The 20,081-nt window shown below is 40.3% G+C and carries 20 protein-coding genes; 11 read left to right on the top strand and 9 right to left on the bottom strand.

The features are described 5' to 3' along the window. Window positions 1–1,344 (bottom strand): Na(+)-translocating NADH-quinone reductase subunit A, encoded by a 1,344-nt coding sequence (locus AABS66_RS10035; RefSeq protein ID WP_206084750.1) that lies wholly within the window; start codon window positions 1,342–1,344, stop codon window positions 1–3. 415 nt (window positions 1,345–1,759) lie between these two features. Between AABS66_RS10035 and AABS66_RS10040 the strand changes: the two genes are divergently transcribed. Beyond that, complete coding sequence (locus AABS66_RS10040) at window positions 1,760–2,497, top strand: L,D-transpeptidase family protein (RefSeq protein WP_206084749.1); 738 nt, start codon at window positions 1,760–1,762, stop codon at window positions 2,495–2,497. Here AABS66_RS10040 and AABS66_RS10045 read toward each other — a convergent pair. After that, window positions 2,468–3,235: a class II glutamine amidotransferase gene (locus AABS66_RS10045; protein WP_206084748.1), complete on the bottom strand. Its 768-nt coding sequence runs from the start codon at window positions 3,233–3,235 to the stop codon at window positions 2,468–2,470. The genes AABS66_RS10040 and AABS66_RS10045 overlap by 30 nt on opposite strands. A gap of 27 nt (window positions 3,236–3,262) precedes the next feature. Next, a complete protein-coding gene (gene lpcA, locus AABS66_RS10050; protein WP_206084747.1) occupies window positions 3,263–3,841 on the bottom strand; it encodes a D-sedoheptulose 7-phosphate isomerase in 579 nt (192 codons plus the stop codon). Between the two features lie 391 nt (window positions 3,842–4,232). Between lpcA and fadE the strand changes: the two genes are divergently transcribed. Beyond that, window positions 4,233–6,698 carry an acyl-CoA dehydrogenase FadE gene (gene fadE / locus AABS66_RS10055; RefSeq protein WP_206084746.1) on the top strand — a complete coding sequence of 822 codons (2,466 nt, stop codon included), beginning with the start codon at window positions 4,233–4,235 and terminating at the stop codon, window positions 6,696–6,698. A gap of 77 nt (window positions 6,699–6,775) precedes the next feature. On the opposite strand, the gene AABS66_RS10060 is transcribed toward fadE, so the two are convergent. The 4 genes from AABS66_RS10060 to lysA all read right to left on the bottom strand — a co-directional run bounded on the left by AABS66_RS10060 (window position 6,776) and on the right by lysA (window position 10,786). Next, window positions 6,776–7,468: a hypothetical protein gene (locus AABS66_RS10060; RefSeq protein WP_349415767.1), complete on the bottom strand. Its 693-nt coding sequence runs from the start codon at window positions 7,466–7,468 to the stop codon at window positions 6,776–6,778. Next, window positions 7,465–8,700: a hypothetical protein gene (locus AABS66_RS10065; protein ID WP_430224886.1), complete on the bottom strand. Its 1,236-nt coding sequence runs from the start codon at window positions 8,698–8,700 to the stop codon at window positions 7,465–7,467. The genes AABS66_RS10060 and AABS66_RS10065 overlap by 4 nt, the downstream gene beginning before the upstream one ends. A gap of 17 nt (window positions 8,701–8,717) precedes the next feature. Next, window positions 8,718–9,281 (bottom strand): sel1 repeat family protein, encoded by a 564-nt coding sequence (locus AABS66_RS10070; RefSeq protein ID WP_272539825.1) that lies wholly within the window; start codon window positions 9,279–9,281, stop codon window positions 8,718–8,720. 245 nt (window positions 9,282–9,526) lie between these two features. Next, on the bottom strand, window positions 9,527–10,786 hold the full coding sequence (gene lysA / locus AABS66_RS10075) for a diaminopimelate decarboxylase (RefSeq protein WP_272539824.1): 1,260 nt from the start codon (window positions 10,784–10,786) through the stop codon (window positions 9,527–9,529). 125 nt (window positions 10,787–10,911) lie between these two features. Here lysA and AABS66_RS10080 point away from each other — a divergent pair, with 125 nt between their 5' ends. Beyond that, the gene (locus AABS66_RS10080) at window positions 10,912–11,847 is read left to right on the top strand and encodes a LysR family transcriptional regulator (RefSeq protein ID WP_206084740.1); all 936 of its coding nucleotides are present in this window, start codon (window positions 10,912–10,914) and stop codon (window positions 11,845–11,847) included. Here AABS66_RS10080 and AABS66_RS10085 read toward each other — a convergent pair. After that, on the bottom strand, window positions 11,821–12,741 hold the full coding sequence (locus AABS66_RS10085) for a LysR family transcriptional regulator (RefSeq protein ID WP_206084739.1): 921 nt from the start codon (window positions 12,739–12,741) through the stop codon (window positions 11,821–11,823). The genes AABS66_RS10080 and AABS66_RS10085 overlap by 27 nt on opposite strands. A 132-nt stretch (window positions 12,742–12,873) precedes the next feature. Between AABS66_RS10085 and AABS66_RS10090 the strand changes: the two genes are divergently transcribed. Together AABS66_RS10090 and AABS66_RS10095 are read left to right on the top strand one after the other, a co-directional pair. After that, window positions 12,874–13,746 carry an MBL fold metallo-hydrolase gene (locus AABS66_RS10090; protein WP_272539823.1) on the top strand — a complete coding sequence of 291 codons (873 nt, stop codon included), beginning with the start codon at window positions 12,874–12,876 and terminating at the stop codon, window positions 13,744–13,746. Between the two features lie 138 nt (window positions 13,747–13,884). Beyond that, a complete protein-coding gene (locus AABS66_RS10095) occupies window positions 13,885–14,529 on the top strand; it encodes a DsbA family protein (protein WP_206084737.1) in 645 nt (214 codons plus the stop codon). Between the two features lie 40 nt (window positions 14,530–14,569). Here AABS66_RS10095 and AABS66_RS10100 read toward each other — a convergent pair whose 3' ends face one another. Further along, entirely contained in the window at window positions 14,570–15,229 is a 660-nt protein-coding gene (locus tag AABS66_RS10100) for a prepilin peptidase (RefSeq protein ID WP_430224938.1), read from the bottom strand. Between the two features lie 428 nt (window positions 15,230–15,657). On the opposite strand from AABS66_RS10100, the gene rsmE reads away from it, so the two are divergent. The 6 genes from rsmE (at window position 15,658) to proC (ending at window position 20,079) form a co-directional block, all read left to right on the top strand. After that, window positions 15,658–16,389 (top strand): 16S rRNA (uracil(1498)-N(3))-methyltransferase, encoded by a 732-nt coding sequence (rsmE, locus tag AABS66_RS10105; RefSeq protein WP_206084736.1) that lies wholly within the window; start codon window positions 15,658–15,660, stop codon window positions 16,387–16,389. A 9-nt stretch (window positions 16,390–16,398) separates the two neighbouring features. Further along, a complete protein-coding gene (gshB, locus tag AABS66_RS10110) occupies window positions 16,399–17,346 on the top strand; it encodes a glutathione synthase (RefSeq protein WP_206084735.1) in 948 nt (315 codons plus the stop codon). Window positions 17,347–17,421: 75 nt separating this feature from the next. Next, on the top strand, window positions 17,422–17,985 hold the full coding sequence (locus AABS66_RS10115; RefSeq protein WP_206084734.1) for a YqgE/AlgH family protein: 564 nt from the start codon (window positions 17,422–17,424) through the stop codon (window positions 17,983–17,985). Further along, on the top strand, window positions 17,985–18,404 hold the full coding sequence (gene ruvX / locus AABS66_RS10120) for a Holliday junction resolvase RuvX (protein WP_206084733.1): 420 nt from the start codon (window positions 17,985–17,987) through the stop codon (window positions 18,402–18,404). The genes AABS66_RS10115 and ruvX overlap by 1 nt, the downstream gene beginning before the upstream one ends. Before the next feature lie 147 nt (window positions 18,405–18,551). After that, complete coding sequence (locus AABS66_RS10125) at window positions 18,552–19,244, top strand: YggS family pyridoxal phosphate-dependent enzyme (RefSeq protein ID WP_272516354.1); 693 nt, start codon at window positions 18,552–18,554, stop codon at window positions 19,242–19,244. A 13-nt stretch (window positions 19,245–19,257) separates the two neighbouring features. Further along, a complete protein-coding gene (gene proC, locus AABS66_RS10130; RefSeq protein WP_206084731.1) occupies window positions 19,258–20,079 on the top strand; it encodes a pyrroline-5-carboxylate reductase in 822 nt (273 codons plus the stop codon). The last annotated feature ends 2 nt before the right edge of the window (window positions 20,080–20,081 follow it).

A 20,081-nucleotide genomic window follows, 5' to 3' on the forward strand; every position in this document is an offset into this window, starting at 1 on the left:
TTACCCTTCTAGCTCTATCTTGGACAACACATCACGTAGCACCGGACCGTATTCATACTTCGCTGGGCAGACGTAGGTACACAACCCCAAATCTTCTTCATCCAGCTCTAAACAGCCTAGTTCTTGTGATGTATCGGTATCCCCCGCAAGGAGATCGCGCAACAAGTGCGTAATCATAATGTCCAGTGGCATCACACGTTCGTAGTTACCAATTGGTACCATTGAACGCTCACCACCATTCATCGTCGTCGTGAAGTTAAAGCGTTTATTTTTCAAAAAATGCCCAATCGTTGTGCGGGTAATAGTGAATTTATTTACCCCTGGCATAATCCATCCAAATAATTCTTTTTCACGACCTTCTGCGAGAACAGAAACTTGGTTATGAAAACGACCAAGATAGTGATGAGCTTCATCACAGGTAACCCCCCAAAGCACAGAACCCGAAATAATACGGTTTTCACCTGCTTTGAGTTGTCCTTGAGTCAATTCATATAAATCAGCCCCAAGGCGGGTGCGGAGTAAGCGCGGTTTTTCAACTTGAGGCCCTGCAAGGGAAACCACACGGTCAGTGTATAAGTGACCCGTAACAAATAGCTTCCCAATAGCGATAACATCTTGATAATTCAAGCTCCACACTTTTTTCTTGATGCTAACGGGCTCCAAGAAGTGAATGTGAGTACCAGCTAACCCCGCAGGGTGTGGCCCGCCAAACTGGGTATAAGTAATTTGTGATTGGCTGTTAACCTTTGGCAAATCTCCCTCTCCATGACATACATGGATTTTACCTTCCGTTAAGCGGCTAAGAACCAATAAGCCATCATTAAATGCTTGCTCATTTTCGCGAATAATACCAACAGGGTCAGCAGCTAATGGGCTGGTATCCATTGCAGTCACAAAAATAGCAATCGGTGAAGAGCCTGGTTGCGGAGAACGGCTAAATGGACGCGTTCTTAAAGAGGTCCACATACCTGATTTAATTAGGTTATCTTCGACTTGCTCACGAGTTAATGCAGGTAGTTCATCACGGGTATATGCAGCAAAAGTGACTTGCTCATCCCCCTCAATTTCGATGACTACAGATTGAAGTACACGACGCTCACCACGATGAATAGCAACAATTTTTCCGCAGGCAGGACTCGTAAATACGACCCCTGGGTTCTTTTTGTCTTCAAAGAGAACCTGCCCTTTTATTACACGCTCACCTTCTTTAACCAGCATCGAAGGACGCATTCCGACATATTCCTCACCTAGCAATGCTACGTGTTGAATTTTCGGGCCGTCTTCTATCACTTGGGCTGGCTCACCTGCGATGGGAAGGTTGAGGCCTTTTTTAATTTTAATCATAAGATCTGCACAAGTTTATCAGTTAAACCCTAAGCTAACGATTCAGCAATGAATGATAGCGACTCAGTCATAAAAACTACTCAAGTCACCTTCGTGACTTGAGCGAGTATTCTCACAAAATTGTTACTAAATTCCTGTCTTCTGCCAGTCGTAATTTTATCAGTTTCAGCTCACGCTGTCCGTCTAGAGAAGTGATATAGTTCAAGCAAATTGCATTATTATTTAATTTTTTCCATTAACAATTCGATATTGCCGAGCAATAAACTCATGTTTATCGATGACTGTTTATTATTTAGCCAATAAAGATTCATTTAAAAACTATTAACAACCTATATTAATTTTTAAACAGCTCGTCTAAAATGTGTAAAATATGTGTTATTTTTAATCAACCCCACCTTCAATATTTGGCTTAAGCATGAAAAAAAGTAAACTACTTTGTGCCATATCTCCATTTGTACTCATGTATACATTGGTTGCTCAGGCAAATAACGCTTCATTTTTGCTAAAGAATGAATCACGAGCAAATCCAGATTCATCGATATTTATACAAATATTTAAGCAAGAAGGTGTACTTGAACTCTACCAAAAAACACCATCAGGCAAATATACCTTGTCGAAAACCTATCCCATTTGTAAGTTTTCTGGTGGGTTAGGGCCAAAGAAAATAGAGGGTGATCTTAAAAGCCCCGAAGGTTTCTATCAAATTACAGCAGAGCAACTCAACCCTAATAGTCGGTATTACCGATCTATCAATATAGGTTTCCCTAATGAGTTCGATAAAGCCCAAGGGTATAGCGGAAGTTACCTGATGATCCACGGCAGCTGCGTGTCGGTGGGTTGTTATGCGATGACCGATAAGTACATGGGCGAAATCTACCAAACGGTAGAAACTGCCTTGCTAAATGGCCAATCGACGATTAGCGTAAATATCTATCCGTTTAAAATGACGAAAGAAAATATGCTGCGCTACCGAAATTCAAGCCATTACACGTTTTGGCAGCAACTACAGCCTGCCTATGAGTATTTCAACCAAACAGGAAGACTCGCACAGGTCTCTGTAAATTCAGGAAAATATGCAGTCATGGGCCTACCTGATACCCCAACAAAATTGTTAGGGATGAAATCACAGTATGCGCTGACCAAGGTGGAATAACACAAAATTACCTGGCTCAATCTTTTGCCAGTCTTCATTGCCTGTCAAAGGTTGAGTTGCAATCACAGAGACGATATCTGTTGGTGTTGTGCACTGTGCAAAATCAATTTCAATATCTTGATCGAGCAACTTAGCCATGCCAAACGGCGCTTTACGCGTGATCCAATGTAATTTCGTTGAGCTAAACGCCATCAAATATTGCCCATCAGACAACAACATATTGAAGACACCTTTACTCCGCAATTGATCAGCTAAAGTTGCAATAAAACGAAAGACACTTTTCCAGTTTGACGGTTTTCGTGGATATTTTTCACTCAGCTGTTGCAAAATCCAACAAAATGCCCATTCACTGTCTGTTTCCCCAATAGGCCAATAACGCCCTGTGTTAAGGGAACGGTATCCCTTAAGTTGTCCATTATGAGCATAAGTCCAATTACGTCCCCATAGCTCACGAGTAAAGGGGTGAGTGTTTACTAACGACACGTCACCTCGGTTTGCTTGGCGAATATGCGCCACAATACTTTCAGACTTGATGGGGTATTCCTGCACAAAACGCGCAACGGGGGATGTAAAACTCGGTTGTGGATCTTTAAATGTGCGACACCCGAGACCTTCGTAAAACGTGATTCCCCAGCCATCTTTGTGTGGCCCAGTTTGACCACCACGAGAAATTAACCCACTCAAACTAAAGGTAATATCGGTTGGAACATTGGCACTCATGCCAAGTAACTCGCACATTTAAAAGCTCCTACAACGGCTAAATCGTTACTTCACCATCTCTTTTTCAATTAATTGAATAAGGATATGGATAACTTTGATATGAATTTCTTGAATACGATCCGCATAACCAAAATGAGGTACACGAATTTCAATATCTGCCGTGCCTGCCATTTTGCCACCATCTTTTCCTGTTAATGTGATGACTTTCATACCTTTTTCACGTGCAGCGGCAATCGCTTTGATAATATTTCCTGAGTTACCTGATGTTGAAATTCCCAGTAACACATCACCTTTCATGCCAACTGCTTCAATAAAACGAGAGAAAACAAACTCATAACCGAAGTCATTACTCACACAGGATAAATGGCTCACATCTGAGATCGCAATAGCAGGGTAACCTGGACGGTTTTCACGATAACGGCCTGTCAATTCTTCAGCAAAATGCATCGCATCGCAGTGAGATCCACCATTGCCACAAGATAAGACTTTGCCGCCGGCTTTAAAAGAATCCGCTAATAACACCGCCGCTTGTTGAATGGCTTCGATATTCGCTTCGTCACTTAGGAAATTTGATAACGTCTCGGCCGCTTCAGTTAATTCACTGCGGATCAAATCTTGGTACATGAGGTTTCCCCTTAATTAAGAATACGTTATTGAGAATATAGCCAACTTACATCCAAAATGATTTACAGTAAATCGATCTCACTAGGACACAAATTCAGATGGATATCAGTCATTAAGCTTTAATACTCAGATTGTTGCACAGGGGGCTTTTTGTTTCTACTTTTGATTGTGCTGTCTTGAGCTCGTCGACAAAAATAACGTTTTGTTATGCTTAATAACCTTATTTTATTTAATGGTAATAATTTTAATTTCAACTATCCCCTCCATTATTTGATTTTTTTGTGAACTAAGTTGTAATTAAGATGTAAATATATTGCTAATTCTTTATTGCTAGGTATAGATTGAGTTATCAAACAGGTCAGACCTCTTACAAGTCGACAGGAGATCCACTATGATCCTTCTTAGCATTGTGTTATTTCTCGCCTTAATTGGCGTACTTAGTTATCACAGAACCTCCCTTGTACTCAGTACAGTACTGCTATTAGCCTATACTGTCGTCATGGGCATGTTAAATATTTGGAGTTACTGGATGTTGCTGCCAGTAGCTCTGGTCTTATTCCCATTTGTTTTTTCTCCTGTACGCCAGTCTCTTTTCTCATCACGAGCCATGAAAATGTTTCAAAAAGTCATGCCGCCAATGTCGAGAACTGAAAAAGAGGCTATTGACGCAGGAACAACATGGTGGGAAGGCGACCTTTTCCGTGGTGCACCAGATTGGAACAAACTGCATAATTATCCAAAACCACAGTTAACGGCGGAAGAACAAGCGTTTATTGATGGCCCAGTAGAAACTGTGTGTGGCATGGTAAATGATTTTGAAGTTAGCCATGAGCTTGCTGACTTAACGCCTGAAGTTTGGCAATACCTTCGCGATCACCGCTTTTTCGCCATGATCATCAAAAAAGAATATGGTGGTCTTGAGTTTTCAGCTTACGCGCAATCACAAGTATTACAAAAACTCGCAGGTGTATCAGGTATTTTAGCCATCACGGTGGGTGTACCAAACTCATTAGGCCCAGGTGAATTATTACAACATTATGGCACTGATGAGCAAAAACAACGCTACCTACCAGGCTTAGCAACAGGCGAAGAAATTCCGTGTTTTGCCTTAACCAGCCCTGAAGCAGGCTCCGATGCAGGTGCGATTCCCGATTCTGGTGTTGTCTGTATGGGAGAATGGCAGGGTGAACAAGTGTTAGGTATGCGTTTATCATGGAATAAACGCTATATTACCTTAGCACCTATCGCCACTGTACTTGGCCTTGCGTTTAAATTGTCAGATCCAGACAAACTATTGGGCGGTGAGAAAAACCTCGGGATCACCTGTGCGTTAATTCCAACCAACACGCCAGGCGTTGAAATTGGTCACCGTCACTTCCCACTCAATATTCCATTTATGAATGGCCCGACTCGCGGAAAAGATATTTTTGTCCCTATCGATTACATCATCGGTGGGCCCAAAATGGCTGGTCAAGGCTGGAGAATGTTAGTGGAATGCCTGTCTGTAGGGCGTGGTATTACACTACCATCAAACTCAACAGGTAGCTTGAAAAGTATCGCTATTGCAACAGGTGCCTATTCTTATATTCGCCGCCAATTCAAATTACCGATTGGTAAAATGGAAGGTATCGAAGAACCCTTAGCACGCATCGCAGGTAATACTTACTTGATGGATGCAGCAGCCACATTAATCACCTCAGGTATTATGTTAGGCGAAAAACCCGCAGTACTTTCGGCTATCGTTAAGTACCACTGTACCCACCGCGGTCAGCGCGCCATTATTGATGCGATGGATATCACAGGCGGTAAAGGTATCTGCTTAGGGGACTCCAACTTTGTTGCACGGGCTTACCAAGGTGCGCCTATCGCAATTACGGTTGAAGGTGCTAATATTCTGACTCGCAGTATGATTATCTTCGGTCAAGGTGCAATTCGTTGCCATCCTTTCGTCTTAGACGAAATGGCGGCTGCGCAAGATAACAATCTGCACAAATTTGATAAAGCCGTATTTGGTCACATTGGTCATGTCATTAGTAACCAATTCCGCAGCTTCTGGTTAGGTTTAACTAACGGTCGAGGTAGTCACGCACCAACCAAAGATGAAACACGCCGCTATTATCAGATGTTAAATCGTCATAGTGCTAACTTAGCGTTGTTATCCGATGTCGCAATGGGCGTGTTAGGTGGCAGCTTAAAACGTCGCGAACGTATTTCAGCTCGCTTAGGGGATATCCTCAGCAACCTGTATCTTGCATCTGCAACTTTGAAACGCTATGAAGATGAAGGTCGCCAAAAAGCGGATTTACCACTGGTAAAATGGGCTGTTGAAGATTGTTTATATCAGTCTGAAAAGGCAATTGATGATCTACTGAAAAACTTCCCGAACAAAATGGTGGCAGCGATTATGCGAATAACTTTGTTCCCTACAGGACGTGCGATGTCCATGCCATCAGACAGACTTGATCATAAATTGGCACAGCTGTTGATGGAGCCATCAGAAACTCGTGACAGATTAGGCCGTGGTCAATACTTAACGCCAACGGAAAATAACCCTCATGGCTTAGTTAACCAAGCATTACTGGATATTATTGCTGCGGAACCCATTTTTGAACGCATCTGCCGCCTGAAAGAACGCAAACTCAGCTTTACCCGTTTAGACAAACTGGCTGATCAAATGCTGCCTGAAAATGTCATCACGCAGGAAGAAGCCGATATCCTACGTAAAGCAGAAGCGAGCCGGTTACGTACGATTAATGTTGATGAGTTTGAATTTGATGACTTAGGAGTGCTTCCGTCAAAAAAGTCTCCTGATGAACCATCAAACGAAGACGCTAGCAAGAAAAAGAAAGCCGCTTAGTTTATAGATAAGTAATAAAACTCAAGGAGCATCCTACTCCTTGAGTTTTTTGTTAGTGCAAATTATACATCAATTTTCTACGTACTCGGGGGTTCTCGTTGTTTAGCCTCTAATATATAAGGTCGTAATTTAATTTTATTATCCCAATCACTCAGTTTAAATTGACAGATTTCCCCACCTTCATTTGCACAAATTGTTAGATACTCTTTTGCTTTATTAAGCTCATTAAACTCATAAAAATATATTTCAGCTGCTGCATCTAGCGCTAATAAACGGTAATAGCCTTTAGTTTTTATTAACATTTCCCAATATTTCATTGATTGTTCTAAATTAATCTCCATACCAATGCCATAATTATTGAAGTAAGCTAATCGGTATAAACCCAGCTGAAAATTAGGTTCAATCATCACAGCTTTATGTAAATATTCTAATGCAATCAAACAATTTTCATCTGCAATCCGCTTTAAATTGACTAGGCTTTTTTCAGAACAGTTCGAATCATCAAAATATAATAAAAACAAAAGATAATTGGTTTTGGCATCACCTTCACCAGCACTATTTTTAAGTAGATAAAATTTCCCCGCTGTTTTAATTGGTATCATGGCCTGAAAAAGTTTTTTCTCTTCTTCATACTTCATATTATTAGTAGAAAAAGCCAGCATTCTATATGACGGCGGTTTTACGTCACTACTTTTAAAAAAGCTTTCATTGTAGGAATATGACTCATATCCACTGAAAATAAAAGCCAGCACAATTAATAACCACTTCATATTATTCCATTAAATAAACGGGCGTTATTTGATATTAAAAATGGGAATGTACTTGTCATTGAAGTAACTAGTTTGTTATTTAAGCTTATGGATGGCTCATTATTAAATAATGAAATAAACTCAACTAGTTGGTCTTCAGGATGGGATATTTCTTTTTGTTTAAACCACACATCAACAACATCTGTTTTTTTTCCATCAATCCAAGTTACCTCTGATATTAATTTATGTTCATTACTATTTTCATCCATATAGTCAGAAAACGAATAATTTAAGTTTATTGATGAAATATCTATTTCACTTAAACCTAGTAGCTCTTCAGGCTGAGTTTTACCATCACTGTTCTCATCTCGCCATAATTTAAGATATTCCCAGTAAAAGTCATCATTACTAATAAACCCATCATTATTGCTATCAAAATCCAATAAACCATCAAAACCATTTAATGCAAAACAACCATTTTCTTTCAGATAATCATCCCCAAATAACTCACTTGAATCATTAATAATACCATCACTATTTTTATCTATAACTAATAATGCATCACTAGGAGAAACCCATCCGGTTTGTTTTAGCTTTCCATTGAACTCAAATAATACACCAAGATCATATGATAAAGTTTCCACACCATTATTATTTAAATCAATAATTAAAGGTGTTCTATATTCTTTTGCTATCATCTTTATTTTCTTTAAATTTTTCTTTGGCGTCTCTTCTAGTTTTATACCATTGACGCCAGATTTCTCAAGAAAATCACTCACAAAGTCAATACAATTGTTTGATATCAAATTATAATTTTCATTACCATCCGGGTTGTTTTTAATTGAGTTATATGTATTAAAAAAATTATTTAAATCATTGTGGAATATAGGCCCTTGCCCCACAATTGTCACAGATGATGCTTCTGAATATTTATTATGGTCATCGAACGAAATATTATCCGTATTTGTCAAATAGCTATTACCCGCACTAAAGCCTATTGATACACTTTCAAATTGGTTACTTTCCGGATTTGTACCTTTAAGACCAATAAATACATGACCCAAAGAAGAATCCCCTATACTTGTATTATCACCTACAACATCTATATATTGGCTATCTGGCGGAGCAATAAATATAGTAAAACTAGGACCTCCATAGCTAGAGAAACCATTATCATCTAGTTCGATTAACCGACTATCACCTTCATTCACGCTTTGTAAATAATGTTCCGGTATATATTCTTTAACTTCCATCCCCCCGTCTATTATCTTCATTTGTTTTTCATGTAGTAATCTATATCATTGAGATATTTATTACATTTATCGCTACCATTTTTCGAGCCAAGATTTGCATAATATCGTGCTTTATCAATATCTTTTATGTTTCTTTCATCATCAAAAAGAGTAATTTCAACTAAATAATCACAGACTAATACAGAATCTCGTCCTCCTTTTTCTATTATCTTATCTAGAATTAAATTTGCTTTATTTATATTTTCATCTAATACAACCCCTTTATAATGAAGTTTACTCATTTCAAATAACGCTATATTATTATCAGGATTTCTATTAACCGATTCAATTAAGTAATTAACGGCTTTTTTACAAATAAAATTAGGCATGGCAGGTTTAAAATCAAAATACTTACAATTAGAATCTTTAAGAAATAATTTAAACAATAATAAATTACTATTGGAATCTCCTGATGCTGCCTTTTCAACTAACAAGAAAAAATCTTTTTCATTTCTTGGTGGTGGATACTCATCATTAATAGACGGTTCATATATTAAATATTTGCTATCATAATTAAATGACAGCATCCTATATGATGGCATAATGACACCTCTTTTCAAATCTTGAGCTTTACACTCTAAAAAAACGAGGCTAAGTATAAAAAATATCAATTTCATATTATTCACTTTAAATAAAATAAACCATTAGAAATAATAAATTTATTTTTACAGATGGGAAAATATTGTAAATAACCTAAAAGAGTAATTTTAACCTTAATTAAAAACAAAAAAATCCAGCTATTTATTCAATAGCTGGACCCATTAATTTTTTTGAAGAATGATTTAAACTACAGCTCTAATGCCAATAGTTCTTCAATCGTTTGACGACGGCGAATTAATTGCGGTTTCCCCTCAACAAACATCACCTCTGGTAATAATGGTCGGCTATTATAGTTTGAAGACATAGATGCGCCGTAGGCTCCTGTGTCGTGGAAAACCAAATAATCCCCCACGTTGACCTCAGGTAATGCGCGAGTCACCACAAGCCCACCTTCAAGCTGAGTAAACACATCCCCAGATTCACATAAAGGGCCGGCAATAATGGTGTCTTTTAGTTGTGACTCATCCGCAGCACTTCCGTCTGCAGGTAAAACAGAAATATGATGATAACTGCCATACATCGCTGGGCGCATTAAATCATTAAAACCACTGTCGACTAAGACATAATGACGGCTTCCCATATCTTTAACAGCACGCACTTCCGCCAGCAAAACGCCCGATTCAGCCACTAAATAGCGACCTGGTTCGATTTCAAGTTCAATCGCGTGTCCTAGATGCTGCGCTATGCGCTGGCGCGCGTTATCCCATAAACTATAATAATGCTGCACATCGATTAATTCATCGCCTTCACGGTAAGGTGTCGATAACCCACCACCCGCTGAAATAGCATGAAGATCCACGCCAGCAGTTGTCACCAGCGCCACCATCGAATCACATACATCTGCAAGATGTTGATAATCAACGCCTGAGCCAATGTGCATATGAATACCGATTAACGACAAATTATAATGACGAATTTTTTCTAAGGCTAAAGGTAAATCTTCATGCCAAATACCGTGCTTGCTATTTTCACCGCCCGTATTGGTTTTTTGGCTATGACCATGACCAAAACCAGGGTTGATACGAAGCCAAACTGGGTGCCCTGCTTTTTGCTGACCAATTTGGTCTAGCATATCAATTGACCCCGCATTGACAGGTATATCCAGCTCCGTCACTTTAGCCAGTGTTGCTCTATCAAGCACGTCCGCAGTAAACACGATTTCTGACTTTTCACGACCTGGCTTGAAGCCGGCCACCAGCGCACGTTCGATTTCCCCTAAAGAAACTGAATCGACTTTAACGCCCTGCTCTCTCATAAGGCGTAAAATATGAATATTTGAACTAGCTTTTTGAGCAAAGCGCACCGTATCAAAGATTTGTAATTGCTTAATACGCTCAATGATGACTGCACTGTCATATACCCAAACAGGGGTACCGTATTGTGCAGGTAGCGCACGTAAATGTTCAGGGGTTAAATACTGGCTTGAAGTGGTTGCGAATGAAGTCATTATGTTTCTCGTTTGCAAGTTTTTATTATATTAAAGTCTATTATTCAGAGAAAAGATGGGAAAAAAAATATCCATTTTGCTAAAATCTATTCATATTTGATATAGCTTTGGTTTTGAGGTGAAAAATGCAGGCCATTTCGTGGCGACATATTGAGATATTTCGTGCAGTGATGACCGCACCGAATTTGACGGAAGCCGCTGCATTGTTGAATACTTCACAGCCTACCATCAGCCGTGAACTGGCACGCCTTGAGCATTTACTACAATTTAAGCTTTTTGATCGCGTCAAAGGGCGCTTGCAACCCACCGCGCAAGGGCTGCGATTTTTAGAAGAAGTTGAACGCTCTTACTATGGGTTAGAGCGCATCAAAAACTCAGCAGAAACAATACGCCGTTTTGAACATGCCCAAATTTCTGTCACCTGCTTACCCGCTTTTGCCCAATCCCTTTTACCGTCAGTCTGCCACTCTTTCATGGAAAGCTATCCTGATGTCAGTATCACCGTAATCCCTCAGGAATCTCCTGTGCTCGAAGAATGGCTCTCTGCCCAGCGCTATGATTTTGGTTTAACAGAACATTTGCAAATGCCGCCAGGTACTGAGCAACAAACGCTTGGAAGTTTAAATGAAGTGTGTGTGTTACCTACAGGGCATCCTCTCACTCAAAAAAAGGTCTTAACCCCCAGTGATTTTCAGCATCAACGCTTTATTAGTTTGTCTTTAACTGACAGCTACCGCCAATTAATTGACTCAACCTTTGCGGAGCAGCAAATTGACCGAAAAATGGTGATGGAAACACATTCGGCTTCTTCTATTTGTGCGATGGCTCTAAAAGGTATTGGGATTTCCATTGTTAACCCACTAACAGCGTTGGATTTTCACCAGCAATCTTCGGGTAAACTAGCGCTGCGTCCTTTAAGCTTTTCAATACCCTTTACGGTGAGCTTAATTAGACCTATTCACCGCCCATCATCACAACTCACTGATATATTTACCAAACATTTAAAAAAACAATTTAACCAGATTGAACAACATTTAGCGCTGGCCTTGCTGCATCAGTGATAACCAATGGGGTGAGGTAGTAAACCAGTTAGCAAGATAATCGATCACCGCACGTAGTGAGGTTGGCATTTTTTGTCGACTGGCATACACAGCGTAAATACCTAATGGCATTGGTGTGTAATCAGGTAATAATTGGATTAATTCGCCTGAATCCAAATACTTTGCAACTGAATAATAAGGCTGCATAGAAACCCCTGCGCCATTTAAGGTCGCTTCGGCGATAAAAACAGATTCATTAGCACTCAACCTTCCATCCACTAACACTGTGTGCTGTTCGCCTTCTTTTTCAAACACCCATAAACTACGCCCAAAAAAGTTATAAGTTAGACAATCCAGTAATGCTAAATCCTCGGGTTTTGTAGGATGCTTTTTTCCTTCCAAAAAACGGGGAGATGCACAGATCACGGAATAACAGGTCGAAAGAGGCTTCGCAATCAGACTTGGCTCTAGCTGATTAGTAATACGGATCGCTAAATCAATTCTTTCCTCAATAAGATTCACTGATTTATTCGAGATCTGCATATCAATAGCCATATTAGGGTACTGTTGCATAAACTCGGTCATTGCCATGGAAAGCGCACTTTGGGCAATAGATTGTGAGCAACTAATACGTACCAGCCCTGATAATGCTTGATTATCATGCTCTTGCTGCACAGGAACCGTTTGTGAAATCGCATTTAGTTGTAACGATTGTTGGTAAACCCCTTCCCCTGCAGAGGTTAAACTAAGCCGCCTTGTTGTACGGTTTAATAACCGAACACCCGCCCATTGTTCCATCTCAGATAAATAGCGAGTTACCATCGCACGAGACATATCTAGCTTATCTGCCGCACCGCTTAGGCTGCCACTCTCCACAATGGTGATAAACACTTCTACCGCTTTTAATCTATCCATACCCCACCAATTCGACCGATTTATGCAACAAATAAAGCCTAATTATGCTGTTTTTCCCATCATTATTACAATCTAATATACACGCCAAGCCAAACAACATTTACCTGCATCACTTAATTTTAGGATATAAAAATGAAACTTACCTTATTAGCAGCAACGACATTATTCGCAACAACTATGCACATGGCACAGGCTAAAAAGCTAACATTAGATGTGTATAACCCAGGCCATAACAGTGTTTTCCCTGTTTCATCTGAAATTATTAGCGGCCCAACTGAAGTGGTTTTAATTGATGCTCAATTTCAAAACAACGACGCACAAAAATTAGTCGATAAAATCCAAAAGCTGAATAAGAAATTAACCACCATTTATATTAGCCATTCAGACCCTGATTTTTATTTTGGTTTAGAGACGCTGACAAAAGCTTTCCCTGAAGCCAAAGTGGTTGCAACTGCCGAAACCGTCAACGCCATTAATGCAACTAAAGATGGCAAACTTGCCTATTGGGGCGGTGAATTAAAAAATGAAGCACCAAGCCATGTTATTGTTCCTGAAGTCATTAAAGGGAATAGCTTTACCGTTGATGGTGAAAAATTAGAGATTAAAGGCCTAGATGGTGCCTCACCAGACAGAACTTATCTGTGGGTACCCTCTTTAAAAGCAGTCGTGGGTGGCGTATTAGTTTACGATAATCTCCATGTGTGGATTGCAGATACGCAAACTGAAACCTCACGCCAAAACTGGCAACAAGCTTTAGAGAGTATTAAAGCACTTAAACCCGAAACCGTTGTACCAGGGCATTTTACCGGCAATTCTAAGTTTGATATTGGAACCGTTACATTTACTCAGCAATATTTAAATGACTTTGAAACTGCGACAAAAGCAAGCAAAAACGCGGATGAACTGATTAAAAAAGTAGAAACGCAATACCCTAACTTAGATGAAAAATCGAGCTTAGAGCTCAGCGCCAAAGTGATTAAAGGCGAAATGCAGTGGCCTCAGTAAGCCGATAAATTGCCCCCTATTTCATTTGTTTTGGTACTTTTTGTAACTTGTGGATACACATTAAAAACAAAATGATCTAGGGGGATAGTTTATGCTATCACCTTGAGTATCTTAAAAATAATTCAGCGAGACATTATTATGAGCAATATTACCCTACACTATATTTATGACCCTTATTGTGGCTGGTGTTATGCTGCTGCACCGTTAATTGAAGTTGCTGCGAAACACCCAAATATTCATATCGAAATGCATGGTGGTGGCATGCTCGCAGGCAGCTCTCGACTACATTTAGATGATAATTTCCGCCAACACATTATCCAATCAGATAAACGCATAGCGTCAATGACAGAGCAAGTTTTTGGTGATGACTACCTTACAATGTTACATGAGCCTAACTTTGTAATGGACTCAGCAATACCGCAAACCGCAATACTGGCAGCAACAAAACAAGGTAAAGGCTTAGAAATGCTAAAAGCGATTCAAAAAGCCCACTATATTGCAGGGCGCCACATTAATGATAGCGCTGTCCTGTTAGATTTAGCACAAAGCATTGGGTTGGATGTCGCTCAATATACGACTGACTACGCACAGAGTGAGCTAAGTGAAACTAAGACCCACATTCAAAACAGTAAAACACTATTAGCGCAATCAGGTGCATCTGGCTTCCCTACATTACTGATTCAGCAACAAGGCCAGTGGCTACGAGTCCCACTACAAAACTACCTTGGCGCGCCAGATAAATGGCAACAATTCTTAGATACCATGGTTAATGCTGCTAAATAACCAAACGAGCAAATCATTTGGCTGTGTTATTCATTTATTATCATTGAATAAGTGATAAATACAGCCAAATACTCGCACTAACCAAAATCGCTGGCCCAAAAGGAATAGTCGGGCCCCCCATATTCATACCTTCTCCACTTTTCAAATACGATTTTCCGCCAACGCCATGGAACTTAGGTAATAGCCAATAACTCGCACTGTAGTGCAAAAGCCCTAGCACTGCTGCTAGACCTAAAAAATGCGGTAAATTCAGTACACCAAGCCATGATGCACACGCAGCAATCAATTTAAAATCTCCCCTTCCCATTTGCGGCTGTTTTTTGATTTTTTCCACCAGCGTTGTGATAAACATAATGGCCAAATAAGCCACGATAATGGCATAGATAGCCGAAATCACATTACCGTTTGGAGAGCTTATTTGATACAACAACCCAATCACTAAGAATGGGTAAGTTAATATATTCGGTAAATACCCTGTTTTATAATCAATAATAAACAACAACACAGTGAAGTTTAAAAATACGAATAAAAATAAGATGGCAAGCCAATAACTCAACGAATAAAAAACGATAAGACCCAACACTGAATAAATAAAAAACAATGAAAAATAATTAACCTCAATGGAAGGTAATTGAAAATATTTTTCAGGAATAGATTTCAATAGCTTAAAGGTCATTATTACAGATAACACTAAAAGCATTAAAATCAAATAAACTTCCTTATTGACCATAATGTTACTGAATTTAATATAAAAACAGCTCCACTCTGTTTTCAATTTAAATAAAAGATTCATTATTTCATTAAAGATAAAAACGAATTTTTCTAAAACTGCGCACCATAAGTCGAGCATATTAACTCCTTATTCCATTATGGAGAAAAAATAAATATACGCAGAAAAATAACCAACCTAAACACTTTAATTCCGTTCAATACAATCAGTTTATTCGAGCTCAAAGTTTTTCTATTTATTTATCAATTGCGTCTAATTTAACGGCGATGGCACAGACGTACTATAAATACGTTTTTTTTCGTTATAAACTAGATAGCAAAGCTTGAGTTTTGCGATTCAATCCCCATATTCACCAAAGCTATCCTATTTATTAATCGAGTCTGTACTAAGGAAACACCATGCGCATTCCACGCATTTATCACCCTGAGCCAATACAAACCAATACAACCATTTCTCTTGGTGATGATGCCGCAAACCATGTGGGCAGAGTCCTCCGTATGGCTCCTGGTCAGAAGCTTGAGCTGTTTGATGGTAGCAACCAAACTTTTAGTGCTGAAATTACGGAAGCTTCGAAAAAGCATGTTTTGGTCTACATTGAAAGTGGCAATCTTGATGATAGAGAGTCCCCCCTCGATCTCCATTTAGGCCAAGTCATGTCACGCGGGGAAAAAATGGAATTCACCATCCAAAAATCTGTTGAATTGGGTGTTAATACCATTACCCCTTTAATTTCAGAGCGTTGTGGTGTGCGTTTAGACCCCGAGCGACTCGAAAAAAAATTACAGCAATGGCAAAAAATTGCGATTGCTGCATGTGAACAATGTGGCCGAAACCGTATCCCTGAAATTCGCCCCGTACAAAGCCTTGAAACTTGGTGTGCGGAGGATGACGGTGCATTCAAGGTAAATCTTCACCCAAGAGCGACAGAAAGCATCAATACCCTGCCGACTCAATTGAAAAAAGTAAGACTGTTGATTGGCCCAGAAGGCGGGCTTTCAGCGGATGAAATCGCCATGACAGCCAATTATCAATTTACCGATATACTGTTAGGCCCTAGAGTACTTAGAACAGAAACGACTGCGCTAACCGCTATCACTGCACTGCAAGTGCGCTTAGGTGATCTGGGTTAAGGAGAAAAAATGATCAAGCTCGGTATAGTGATGGATCCTATTTCATCCATCAAAATCAAGAAAGACACCAGTTTTGCAATGATGTTGGAAGCTCAGCGTCGTGGTTACGAAATTCATTATATGGAAATGAATGACCTCTATTTGCACCAAGGTGAGGCTCGCGCACAGACTAAAATTGTCACCGTCGAAGAAAATCCTGCGAAATGGTACGAATTCCATGGTGAACAAGATATCGCCCTCGGTTCCCTTGATGCGATTTTGATGCGCAAAGATCCGCCATTCGATACCGAGTTCATTTACGCAACCTATATCTTAGAACGCGCAGAACAAGCAGGTTCCTTGATTGTGAATAAACCGCAAAGCCTGCGTGACTGTAATGAAAAATTATTCACTGCTTGGTTCCCTGAATTAACGCCAGATACGTTAGTGACTCGCAGCCCGCAAAAATTAAGAGAATTCCATCAAAAACATGGGGATGTGATCTTCAAACCCCTTGATGGCATGGGCGGTGCATCGATTTTCCGTTTAAAACAAGATGACCCTAACGTGGGCGTGATCATCGAAACATTGACAGAACATAGCTCCCGCTATTGTATGGCTCAAAACTTTTTACCTGCCATTAAAGAGGGCGATAAGCGTGTGTTAGTGGTTGATGGTGAGCCAGTGCCGTACTGTTTAGCGCGTATTCCAGCGCAAGGTGAAACCCGTGGTAATTTGGCCGCAGGTGGCCGTGGCGAAGCGCGTCCTTTAACAGAAAGTGATTGGGCAATTGCGCGTGCCGTCGCGCCAACATTGAAAGAAAAAGGCTTAGTGTTCGTTGGGTTAGACATTATAGGTGATCGCCTGACTGAAATTAACGTCACAAGCCCAACTTGCGCTCGTGAAATCGAAGCGGCTTTTGATATTTCTATCACAGGTATGTTGATGGATGCCATTGAACGTCGCTTGAAAAAATAAGCAATAAAACAGGCTAAAAAGGCGATTTCTGCCTTTTTAGCCAACGAATTCAATAAAAATGAATGGAGTTTAAGTTTGAATCTACAAAACCATTTTCTTATTGCCATGCCATCCCTCACAGATCCTTATTTTGAGCAATCTGTAGTGTATGTGTGTGAGCACAACGAAAAAGGCGCAATGGGTTTAGTCATTAATAAACCCATTGATGACTTTTCAGTTGATACCATGTTAAGAAAGCTTGAAATTACGGTATCCGATAAAGTCAATAAACGTAACCTACAACGCCCCGTGATTGCTGGTGGCCCGGTTGCAGAAGAACATGGTTTTATCTTACATACACCAATTAGCGGCTTTTTATCTAGCTTGCATCTTAATGATGAAGTGATGGTCACTACGTCGAAAGATATTTTAGAAACTCTTGGTAGCGATCACTCGCCAGAAAACTCTTTAGTCGCCTTAGGTTATTCCAGTTGGGAGCCAGGTCAACTAGAGCGAGAAATCATGGAAAATAGCTGGTTGACAGTTGAAGCATCCCCTAAACTCATTTTTGATACGCCAATTAACGAACGTTGGGCTGCGGCTGCCAATTTAATTGGTGTCAATATTCATACGATTTCCATGCAAGCGGGGCATGCATAATGTCAGGAAGAACGCTATTAGCCTTTGATTTCGGAACAAAAAGTATTGGTGTTGCTATTGGACAAGAGATCACAGGTACAGCACGCCCATTAACATCACTTAAAGCCAGTGATGGTCGCCCTGATTGGCAACAAATCGAAAAGTTACTTAAAGAATGGCTTCCTCAGTTGGTTATTGTCGGCCTACCCCTTAATATGGATGGCACCGAGCAACTGGTCACCAGCCAAGCGCGTAATTTTGCCAATCGTATTCATGGCCGTTTTGGTGTTAAAGTCGAATTGCACGATGAACGACTTTCCACGGTTGAAGCAAAAGCAGGCTTATTTGAGCAAGGTGGCTACCGCGCATTAAGCAAAGGAAAAGTGGATTCGGCTTCCGCTGTGGTGATCCTTGAAAGCTGGTTTGAGCAACATAGTTAATTTTGCACAGTTTTGAGGTTATTTTTCACGGAAATCTCATGCAAAGGTGCCGTTCTAACGCGAATTGCTTTACACTATGGTCAACAGTCACTATTCATGCACTCTGTGAATAAAATAGTTTTGAATTAAACCATAATGAATAAATACATGACCATTCAAAATAATATCTCTGATGTTACCGCACGTATTCAAACTGCTGCCGAAGAATGTCATCGTTCACCCCAAGACATTACGCTGCTGGCTGTCAGTAAAACCAAGCCTTGTGAGGCCATTTTAGAAGCCATCAAAGCAGGCCAGCGCCAATTTGGTGAAAATTACGTCCAAGAAGGCGTTGAGAAAATCCAATATTTCGCAAATAGAACTGACCTTATTTGGCATTTTATCGGCCCATTACAATCCAATAAAAGCCGTTTAGTCGCTGAACACTTTGATTGGTTCCACACGCTTGACAGAGCTAAAATTGCTCAGCGTCTGAATGACCAGCGCCCTAGCAATAAAACGCCACTAAATGTACTCATCCAAATTAATATTAGCGATGAAAACAGCAAATCTGGCATAACATTAGGTGAGGTTGCTAAGCTTGCTGCTGAAGTCGCAACTATGCCAAACCTTGTATTACGAGGTTTGATGACGATCCCTGCTCCTGAATCAGACTATGACCGTCAATGTGAAGCGTTTCGTCAAATGGACAACGCATTTAAACAGTTACAAACTACTTACCCAACAGTCGATACCCTATCGATGGGAATGACTGACGATATGCGCGCCGCTATTCACTGCGGTTCAACCCTTGTTCGCATAGGAACCGCGATTTTTGGTGCGCGCCAATATCATCAATAATAAGGAGAACAGAATGCAACACCGTAAAATTGCTTTCATCGGCGCTGGAAATATGGCTCACGCTATCGTCGCAGGGCTTGTTAGCAATGGTTACCCCGCATCAATGATCACCGTTTGTTCTCCAACCCCCGTGCGCCGCGATAAAATTGCCGCACAATATGGCATTATTAGCAGTGATGATAACCTTGCTGCCGTTAAACAGGCCGATGTCATTGTATTAGCAGTAAAACCACAAATGATGAAAGAAGTCTGCGAACCCCTGCAAAATGCCACTGATTTTGATAACAAACTGGTGTTAACCATTGCCGCAGGCATCCCAGCAGAGCGCTATAACGATTACTTTGCACATCAACTGAATTTAGTGCGCATCATGCCAAATACCCCATCCTTGGTTGGTAAAGGCGTAAGTGGGTTATTTGCGCAAGCCAAAGTGACTGAGCAAGACAAACAATTTGCGCAGGAATTAATGCAAAGTGTCGGTTCAACGATTTGGTGCCAGAAAGAGCAAGAAATCAATAATATTATTGCAATTACAGGTAGCTCCCCCGCTTATTTCTTCTTATTTATGGAAGCGATGCAACAAAAAGCAGAGCAACTCGGTTATGATGCAGAACAAGCACGTGAATTAGTGTTGAATGCCATTGAAGGCTCCGTTGAACTGGCGAAATCCCAGCACGACACGGCTTTTTCAACCTTACGTGAACAAGTCACCTCTAAAGGCGGTACCACCGCGATGGCTTTAGAGCAATTTTACAACGAAAACCTTCCGCAAACTGTTGCTAACGCGATGCAAAGCGCCATCAACAGAGCAGAAGAAATGGAAAAACTTTTTTAATT

This window comes from Providencia sp. SP181 (assembly GCF_050446505.1).
GTDB classification, from domain to species: Bacteria; Pseudomonadota; Gammaproteobacteria; order Enterobacterales; family Enterobacteriaceae; genus Providencia; species Providencia vermicola.

What these genes read in the sequence shown, in the direction of transcription:
- AABS66_RS10070 (WP_272539825.1), bottom strand. Translation starts at nt 9,281, where the DNA reads ATGCCATCATATAGGATGCTGTCATTTAATTATGATAGCAAATATTTA.
- AABS66_RS10060 (WP_349415767.1), bottom strand. Translation starts at nt 7,468, where the DNA reads ATGAAGTGGTTATTAATTGTGCTGGCTTTTATTTTCAGTGGATATGAG.
- ruvX (WP_206084733.1), top strand. Translation starts at nt 17,985, where the DNA reads ATGTCAGGAAGAACGCTATTAGCCTTTGATTTCGGAACAAAAAGTATT.
- AABS66_RS10100 (WP_430224938.1), bottom strand. Translation starts at nt 15,229, where the DNA reads ATGCTTTTAGTGTTATCTGTAATAATGACCTTTAAGCTATTGAAATCT.
- AABS66_RS10080 (WP_206084740.1), top strand. Translation starts at nt 10,912, where the DNA reads ATGCAGGCCATTTCGTGGCGACATATTGAGATATTTCGTGCAGTGATG.
- gshB (WP_206084735.1), top strand. Translation starts at nt 16,399, where the DNA reads ATGATCAAGCTCGGTATAGTGATGGATCCTATTTCATCCATCAAAATC.
- fadE (WP_206084746.1), top strand. Translation starts at nt 4,233, where the DNA reads ATGATCCTTCTTAGCATTGTGTTATTTCTCGCCTTAATTGGCGTACTT.
- AABS66_RS10045 (WP_206084748.1), bottom strand. Translation starts at nt 3,235, where the DNA reads ATGTGCGAGTTACTTGGCATGAGTGCCAATGTTCCAACCGATATTACC.
- AABS66_RS10090 (WP_272539823.1), top strand. Translation starts at nt 12,874, where the DNA reads ATGAAACTTACCTTATTAGCAGCAACGACATTATTCGCAACAACTATG.
- proC (WP_206084731.1), top strand. Translation starts at nt 19,258, where the DNA reads ATGCAACACCGTAAAATTGCTTTCATCGGCGCTGGAAATATGGCTCAC.
- lysA (WP_272539824.1), bottom strand. Translation starts at nt 10,786, where the DNA reads ATGACTTCATTCGCAACCACTTCAAGCCAGTATTTAACCCCTGAACAT.
- AABS66_RS10040 (WP_206084749.1), top strand. Translation starts at nt 1,760, where the DNA reads ATGAAAAAAAGTAAACTACTTTGTGCCATATCTCCATTTGTACTCATG.
- AABS66_RS10095 (WP_206084737.1), top strand. Translation starts at nt 13,885, where the DNA reads ATGAGCAATATTACCCTACACTATATTTATGACCCTTATTGTGGCTGG.
- AABS66_RS10035 (WP_206084750.1), bottom strand. Translation starts at nt 1,344, where the DNA reads ATGATTAAAATTAAAAAAGGCCTCAACCTTCCCATCGCAGGTGAGCCA.
- AABS66_RS10085 (WP_206084739.1), bottom strand. Translation starts at nt 12,741, where the DNA reads ATGGATAGATTAAAAGCGGTAGAAGTGTTTATCACCATTGTGGAGAGT.
- rsmE (WP_206084736.1), top strand. Translation starts at nt 15,658, where the DNA reads ATGCGCATTCCACGCATTTATCACCCTGAGCCAATACAAACCAATACA.
- AABS66_RS10125 (WP_272516354.1), top strand. Translation starts at nt 18,552, where the DNA reads ATGACCATTCAAAATAATATCTCTGATGTTACCGCACGTATTCAAACT.
- AABS66_RS10065 (WP_430224886.1), bottom strand. Translation starts at nt 8,700, where the DNA reads ATGGAAGTTAAAGAATATATACCGGAACATTATTTACAAAGCGTGAAT.
- lpcA (WP_206084747.1), bottom strand. Translation starts at nt 3,841, where the DNA reads ATGTACCAAGATTTGATCCGCAGTGAATTAACTGAAGCGGCCGAGACG.